The sequence below is a fragment of the Rhodopila globiformis genome, from assembly GCF_002937115.1.
Taxonomy (GTDB): domain Bacteria; phylum Pseudomonadota; class Alphaproteobacteria; order Acetobacterales; family Acetobacteraceae; genus Rhodopila; species Rhodopila globiformis.
In genome coordinates, this window is record NZ_NHRY01000027.1 from 1 (window position 1) to 5,479 (window position 5,479).

Sequence of the window (5,479 nt, forward strand, 5' to 3'; positions counted from 1 at the left end):
TCCCATTTGGTGTGATTTAGGCTCTCGAATTCGTCCATTGATGGAACTCCATCAGCGTGTGCTTTGGCGGCTCACGCTCCAGAGTTTCATTGATGGGCGAACCGGGGCCTACCCCCGCAAATGTCAAACTGCTGCTGCCTCCCCGGCAGAGCCGGGGGAACTCCCGGTTACGTTAGTGCGTCAAGTTTCGCAAACAAAAGTTTCGATGTGCCCGAGAGCGCGTCCAATTTGGAGGCTATCTTGCCATGAATCGCCCATGAAATCGAGTGGGTGTATATAGAATGGTAAAATCGAGATATATCGGTTTTAACAATATATCTATAGGCGGACATCTCCTTGTATAAGATGACCGCAAGATCACGATGCGATGTGATTTCGATAGCCCTATCGATAAACGGTGTCGGTTCTGGGGTTGACCTTGAATAATTTGATTTTGCAAAGTGAGTTTCGATTTCTCCCCAATGCTTTGATATAAAGAGAGAAATGTCATGAAAACTTTCTGGATGCGGGAAACCGAAGGTCCGCCGTTGATTTGCACGCTTGGTCGCACTATACTCGGCGACCTTCGTTCTACCTTGCGGGCCTTTTTTTCCGATGTAATCCGACTTACCAAGCTTTAGGACGAACTCGCCAAACTGCTTTGTCGAAAAGACAGGCGGAAGAACCTCTGGAAGGTAACCCCTGCAAAGCAACTCACCCCAATCGAGCATCGATTCTTTCCTGGTAACGCCTTTTGCACTCCAAGGGTCCGGACCGGCTTCTGTCCGCCTCAGGTTGCTCTGATACCAAATTCTTCCTACAATGGAATAGACACTCGTGGCAACAGCGAGGTGATAAAACGCCTCAGACACGGGTCGAGCAGGTGGCGACGGAAGGCCGCATCGAAATGACAGTTGTTCCCTACGGCGCGATCAAGCCAATCAGCGCAAACCGGCGACAGAGCGGCGCCTTCGGCATGCAATTGCGCGTCGCCGATTGAGACGCTGGACGAGAATCAATCTCATGTGCATAAGATCATCCGATCATACACACTGCTAACCCTCACATGCGCACGAACATCGACATCGACGACAACCTGCTGACCGAAGCGATGGCCGCGACCGGCTTGCCGACCAAAAAGGCGACCGTCGAGGAAGCCCTGCGCCGCCTCGTGCAAAGCGCCCGCCGCCGCAAGGCGCTGGCCGACATGGCGGGGCTTGGCTGGGAAGGCGACCTGGACGCCATGCGGGAAGGCCGAGACGCTGATCGGCAGCCGTGATCGTCGTCGACAGCTCCGCCTGGATCGCCAACCTGCGCGGCCTGGCAACACCGGTCGTGCGTCGGCTGCGCGAGACCGTCGATACCGCGGACGACCAGATCCTCCTCGGCGACATCATCCTGCTGGAGGTCCTGCAAGGCGCCCGCGACGACGCGCATGCCGCCCGGATACAGCGCGCGCTGGAAACCTACCCGATCGCCCCGATGCTCGATGCCGACCTCGCGGTCCAGGCGGCGCGGAACTACCGGCGGCTGCGAGCGCTCGGCATCACCATCCGCAAGACGGCCGACATCATCATCGGCACCTTCTGCATCGCCGGCGGCCACGCGCTGCTGCACGACGACCGTGACTTCGCCGCAATGGAACACCACCTCGGCCTCTCCGTCATCGCCCCCTGACCCCACCCGCCAAATTGGACAACCCCTCCCGCATGGTGTGCAATCCCCCCGGACCACCACACAACGAGAGGAAACCCCATGGCCCAGCCCCCCTCCTCCGCCGCGCGCGACCGCGTCCGCAACACCGTGCCGAAGATGATCGAAGTCACCGAGAACGTCCTGTTCGGCGACATCTGGGAACGCAAGGAACTCTCCAAGCGCGACCGCAGCCTGGTCACCATTGCCGTCCTCACCGCCACCTACCGCCCGGAGCAGCTCCGCGGACATTTGCAGCGGGCCCTTGATAACGGCCTCACCAAGACCGAGATATCCGAAATGATCACCCACGTGGCGTTCTACGCCGGCTGGCCCGCCGCGATGTCCGCCGCCAACATCGCCCGCGAAATCTTCGAGGCCAATCCATGAAAGCCGGCTTCATCGGCCTCGGCACCATGGGCGCCAGCATGGCCGCCAACCTGCAGAAAGGCATCCAGCCGCAAGGCCACACCGTCCTCGTTTACGATATCCGCGGCGAGCCCGCCGCCGCCACCCACCTGCGCAACGGCGCCGTCTGGGCCGACAGCCCGGCGGCGATCGCCGAAGCCTCCGACATCATCTTCACCTCCCTGCCCGGCCCCGCCGAGTTCGATGCCGTCACCTACGCCGAGAACGGCCTGCTGGCCGCCATCCGCCCCGGCGCCGCGTATTTCGACCTGACAACGAACTCGCCCACCACCGTGCGCAAGGCGCACGCGGACTATCAAAGAAAAAATGCCTACCTGTTCGACGCCCCGGTCAGCGGCGGCCCCCGCGGTGCGCAGACCGGCAAGCTCGCCATCTGGTGCGGCGGCGACCAGTCCGTGTTTGAGAAGCACAAGCCGGTGCTGGACACCATCGGCGACCAGGCGCAGTACATCGGCCCCATCGGCGCCGGCTCGGTCGCCAAGCTGGTGCACAACTGCTACGGCTACATCGCCACCGCCGCGGCGGCCGAGGTGTTCAGCATGGGCGTCAAGGCCGGCATCGAGCCCCTCGCCATCTGGCACGCCGTCCGCCAGGGCGCCATCGGTCGGCGCGGCGCGTTCGAGTCGCTGACCGACCAGTTCCTGCCCAACCAGTACGAGCCCCCCGCCTTCGCCCTGAAGCTCGCGCACAAGGACGTATCGCTGGCCACCGCCCTGGGGCGGGAGCTGAACGTGCCGATGCGGCTGGCCAACCTGGCGCTGGCCGATCTGGCCGAGGGGCTGAACCGCGGCTGGGGCGCCCGCGACTCCCGCGCCATCATGCTGTTGCAGACCGAACGGGCCGGGGTGGAGATCAAGGTCGACCCGCAACGCCTGGCTGAAGCGATCGAGAACCGGGCCAAAGGGGGGTAGCGACTTGCAAACCGGGACGTGCCACAAAATATGGGGTATGATGCGCGTCCCTATGAGAGAAATCCTATTATGACCTGGCCGAACCCGTCGCGTTCCCCAACCGGACACGCCCCAACCGGATGCGCATATGTCCGGTAGCAGCCTGTTCGGCGAAATCCGCCGCCTCGCCCGCACCTCCGGCGCCGTCGGCGGCATCGCCGCGCGCGTCGCCGGCGAGCGTGTGTTCGGCATCAAGACCGACCGCGCCGCGCACGCCGAGGACCTGAAGGCGATTCTCGGCGGCCTGAAGGGGCCGCTGATGAAGGTGGCGCAGTTCCTCTCCACCGTGCCCGACGCCCTGCCCGCCGAGTACGCCGAGGAGCTGGCGCAGCTTCAGGCCAACGCCCCGCCGATGGGCTGGAACTTCGTCCGCCGCCGCATGAGCAGCGAGCTTGGTCCGGACTGGATGTCGAAGTTCGCGAGTTTCAGCCATGAGGCCGCCGCCGCCGCCAGCCTCGGCCAGGTGCACCGGGCCAGGTTGCATGATGGTACCGACGTCGCCTGCAAGCTGCAGTACCCCGACATGCCCAGCACGGTCGAGGCCGACCTGCGGCAGATGAAAATGGCGATGGCCGTGTACCATCGTATGGACAACGCCATCCAGCAGGACGAGATCTACAAGGAACTCCGCGAGCGCCTGCGCGAGGAACTGGATTACGAGCGCGAGGCCGCGCAGATGCGCCTGTATGGCCTGATGATGCGGGACTACCCCAGCGTCCACATCCCGGTGCCGCTGCCGCAGTTCAGCACCAAGCGCCTGCTGACCATGACGTGGCTCGACGGCCGCCCGCTGATGCAGCGCCTGGGCGAAGACCCGCCGCAGGAGGAGCGCAACCGGATCGCCGAGGCGCTGTTCCGCGCCTGGTACGTGCCGTTCTACCGCTACGGCGTGATCCACGGCGACCCGCATCTGGGCAACTACCAGGTGCGCCCCGATGCGTCAGTCAATCTGCTGGACTTCGGCGCCATCCGCGTCTTCCGCCCCAAGTTCGTCCGCGGCGTGATCGAGCTGTTCGAGGCCGTGCGCGACAACGACGACGCCAAGGCCCGGCACGCCTACGAAAGCTGGGGCTTCGCGGAGCTCTCGCAGGAGAAGATGGACATCCTGAACCTGTGGGCCCGCTTCCTTTATGGCCCGCTGACCGACGACCGCACCCGCCGTATCCAGGAAACCGACGACGTGCAGTACGGGCGCGAGGTCGCCGAACGGGTGCACGCCGGCCTGAAGCGCACCGGTGGCGTCATGCCGCCGCGCGAGTTCGTGCTGATGGACCGCTCCGCCATCGGCCTCGGCGGCGTGTTCCTGCGCCTCAAGGCCGAGCTGAACTGGTGCCGCCTGTTCCAGGACCTGATCGCCGACTTCAGTGAGGAAGCCCTCGCCGAACGCCAGGCCGCCGTCCTGGCCGAGGCGGGGGTCCCCGCGGCACGGTAGCGATGGGACGGCCCGAACCACGGTGCGCCGCGGACAACCACCCGGCCGGGTCCGTTCCCCCTCGTCACGGCCGGGCGCGTCAGGATAGGACAGCGGCCGGAGAAGGATTTGGCGCCGCGGCCGTTCCCTCACCGTCATGGCCGGGCGTGTCCCGGCCATGCCCCCCCCCAACCGTCGAAGCGCAGATGGCCGGGACACGCCCGGCCATGACGGTGAGGGAAAAGACCTTGCTCCGCCGGACGCCCTATCCTGATACGCATGGCGACGCGTCCGGCCATGACGGCGGGGTGACGACCTCGCTCCGTCGGTCGCTATCCCCACCCCGGCGGCCGCCCGAAAGAAAGTCACGCCACCCCGCCCGTTTGTGCCACACTCAGGCAACACGAACGCGCGACAGCCGATAGCAGACCGTGTCATCGCCTCAGCCCACGCTCGGATTGACGGCCGCGGAGCACCGGGTCCCGGTGCTGCTGCCCTACCCGTTCCCGGGCCCGTTCGATTACCGCGTGCCGCCGGGGCTGGAGCCGAAGCCCGGCGACGTCGTGATCGTGCCGCTCAACCGGCGCGAGGAAATCGGCGTCGTCTGGGACGCCCCGCCCGATGCCGCGGTGCCGGCGCAAAAGCTGAAATCCGTCGTCAGCATCCTCGACACCCCGCCGATGACGGAATCGCTGCGCCGCTTCGTCGACTGGATCGCCGCCTACACTCTCACCCCGCCCGGCGAGGTGATGGCGATGGCGCTGCGCGTCGTCTCCGGCGTCACCAGGCCGGTGGTCCGCTATCGCCGCGCCGAAACCCCGCCGGCGGTGCGCCTGACCCCGCCCCGGCAGCGCGTGCTGGATGTGCTGGCGCAGCGGGAGCCCCTGCTGGCCGGGGACCTGCTGCCGGCGGCGGACGCCAGCCCTGCCGTGCTGCGCGGCATGGTCGAGGCGGGGCTGGTCGTCACCGAACTTCTCAGCCCGGGTTCGCCCTTCCGGATCCCCGACCCCGACCACCC

At 65.5% G+C, this 5,479-nt stretch carries 7 protein-coding genes; 6 read left to right on the top strand and 1 reads right to left on the bottom strand.

The genetic code is table 11. The features are described from left to right. Nucleotides 1-167: 167 nt before the first annotated feature. On the bottom strand, nucleotides 168-710 hold the full coding sequence (locus CCS01_RS32470) for an RNA-dependent RNA polymerase family protein (protein ID WP_146101511.1): 543 nt from the start codon (nucleotides 708-710) through the stop codon (nucleotides 168-170). Between the two features lie 335 nt (nucleotides 711-1,045). On the opposite strand from CCS01_RS32470, the gene CCS01_RS00590 reads away from it, so the two are divergent. From CCS01_RS00590 to CCS01_RS00615, 6 genes are all read left to right on the top strand, one after another. Beyond that, nucleotides 1,046-1,258 carry a type II toxin-antitoxin system VapB family antitoxin gene (locus tag CCS01_RS00590; protein ID WP_104516895.1) on the top strand — a complete coding sequence of 71 codons (213 nt, stop codon included), beginning with the start codon at nucleotides 1,046-1,048 and terminating at the stop codon, nucleotides 1,256-1,258. Next, on the top strand, nucleotides 1,255-1,656 hold the full coding sequence (gene vapC / locus CCS01_RS00595; protein WP_104516896.1) for a type II toxin-antitoxin system VapC family toxin: 402 nt from the start codon (nucleotides 1,255-1,257) through the stop codon (nucleotides 1,654-1,656). Before CCS01_RS00590 ends, vapC begins: the two co-directional genes overlap by 4 nt. Before the next feature lie 78 nt (nucleotides 1,657-1,734). Beyond that, nucleotides 1,735-2,061: a carboxymuconolactone decarboxylase family protein gene (locus CCS01_RS00600; RefSeq protein ID WP_104516897.1), complete on the top strand. Its 327-nt coding sequence runs from the start codon at nucleotides 1,735-1,737 to the stop codon at nucleotides 2,059-2,061. After that, nucleotides 2,058-3,011 (top strand): NAD(P)-dependent oxidoreductase, encoded by a 954-nt coding sequence (locus tag CCS01_RS00605; protein WP_104516898.1) that lies wholly within the window; start codon nucleotides 2,058-2,060, stop codon nucleotides 3,009-3,011. The genes CCS01_RS00600 and CCS01_RS00605 overlap by 4 nt, the downstream gene beginning before the upstream one ends. Nucleotides 3,012-3,138: 127 nt before the next feature. Then, a complete protein-coding gene (locus CCS01_RS00610; protein WP_104516899.1) occupies nucleotides 3,139-4,482 on the top strand; it encodes an ABC1 kinase family protein in 1,344 nt (447 codons plus the stop codon). 410 nt (nucleotides 4,483-4,892) lie between these two features. Then, a partial coding sequence (locus CCS01_RS00615) for a primosomal protein N' family DNA-binding protein (RefSeq protein WP_456307578.1) occupies nucleotides 4,893-5,479 on the top strand: 587 nt, incomplete at its 3' end.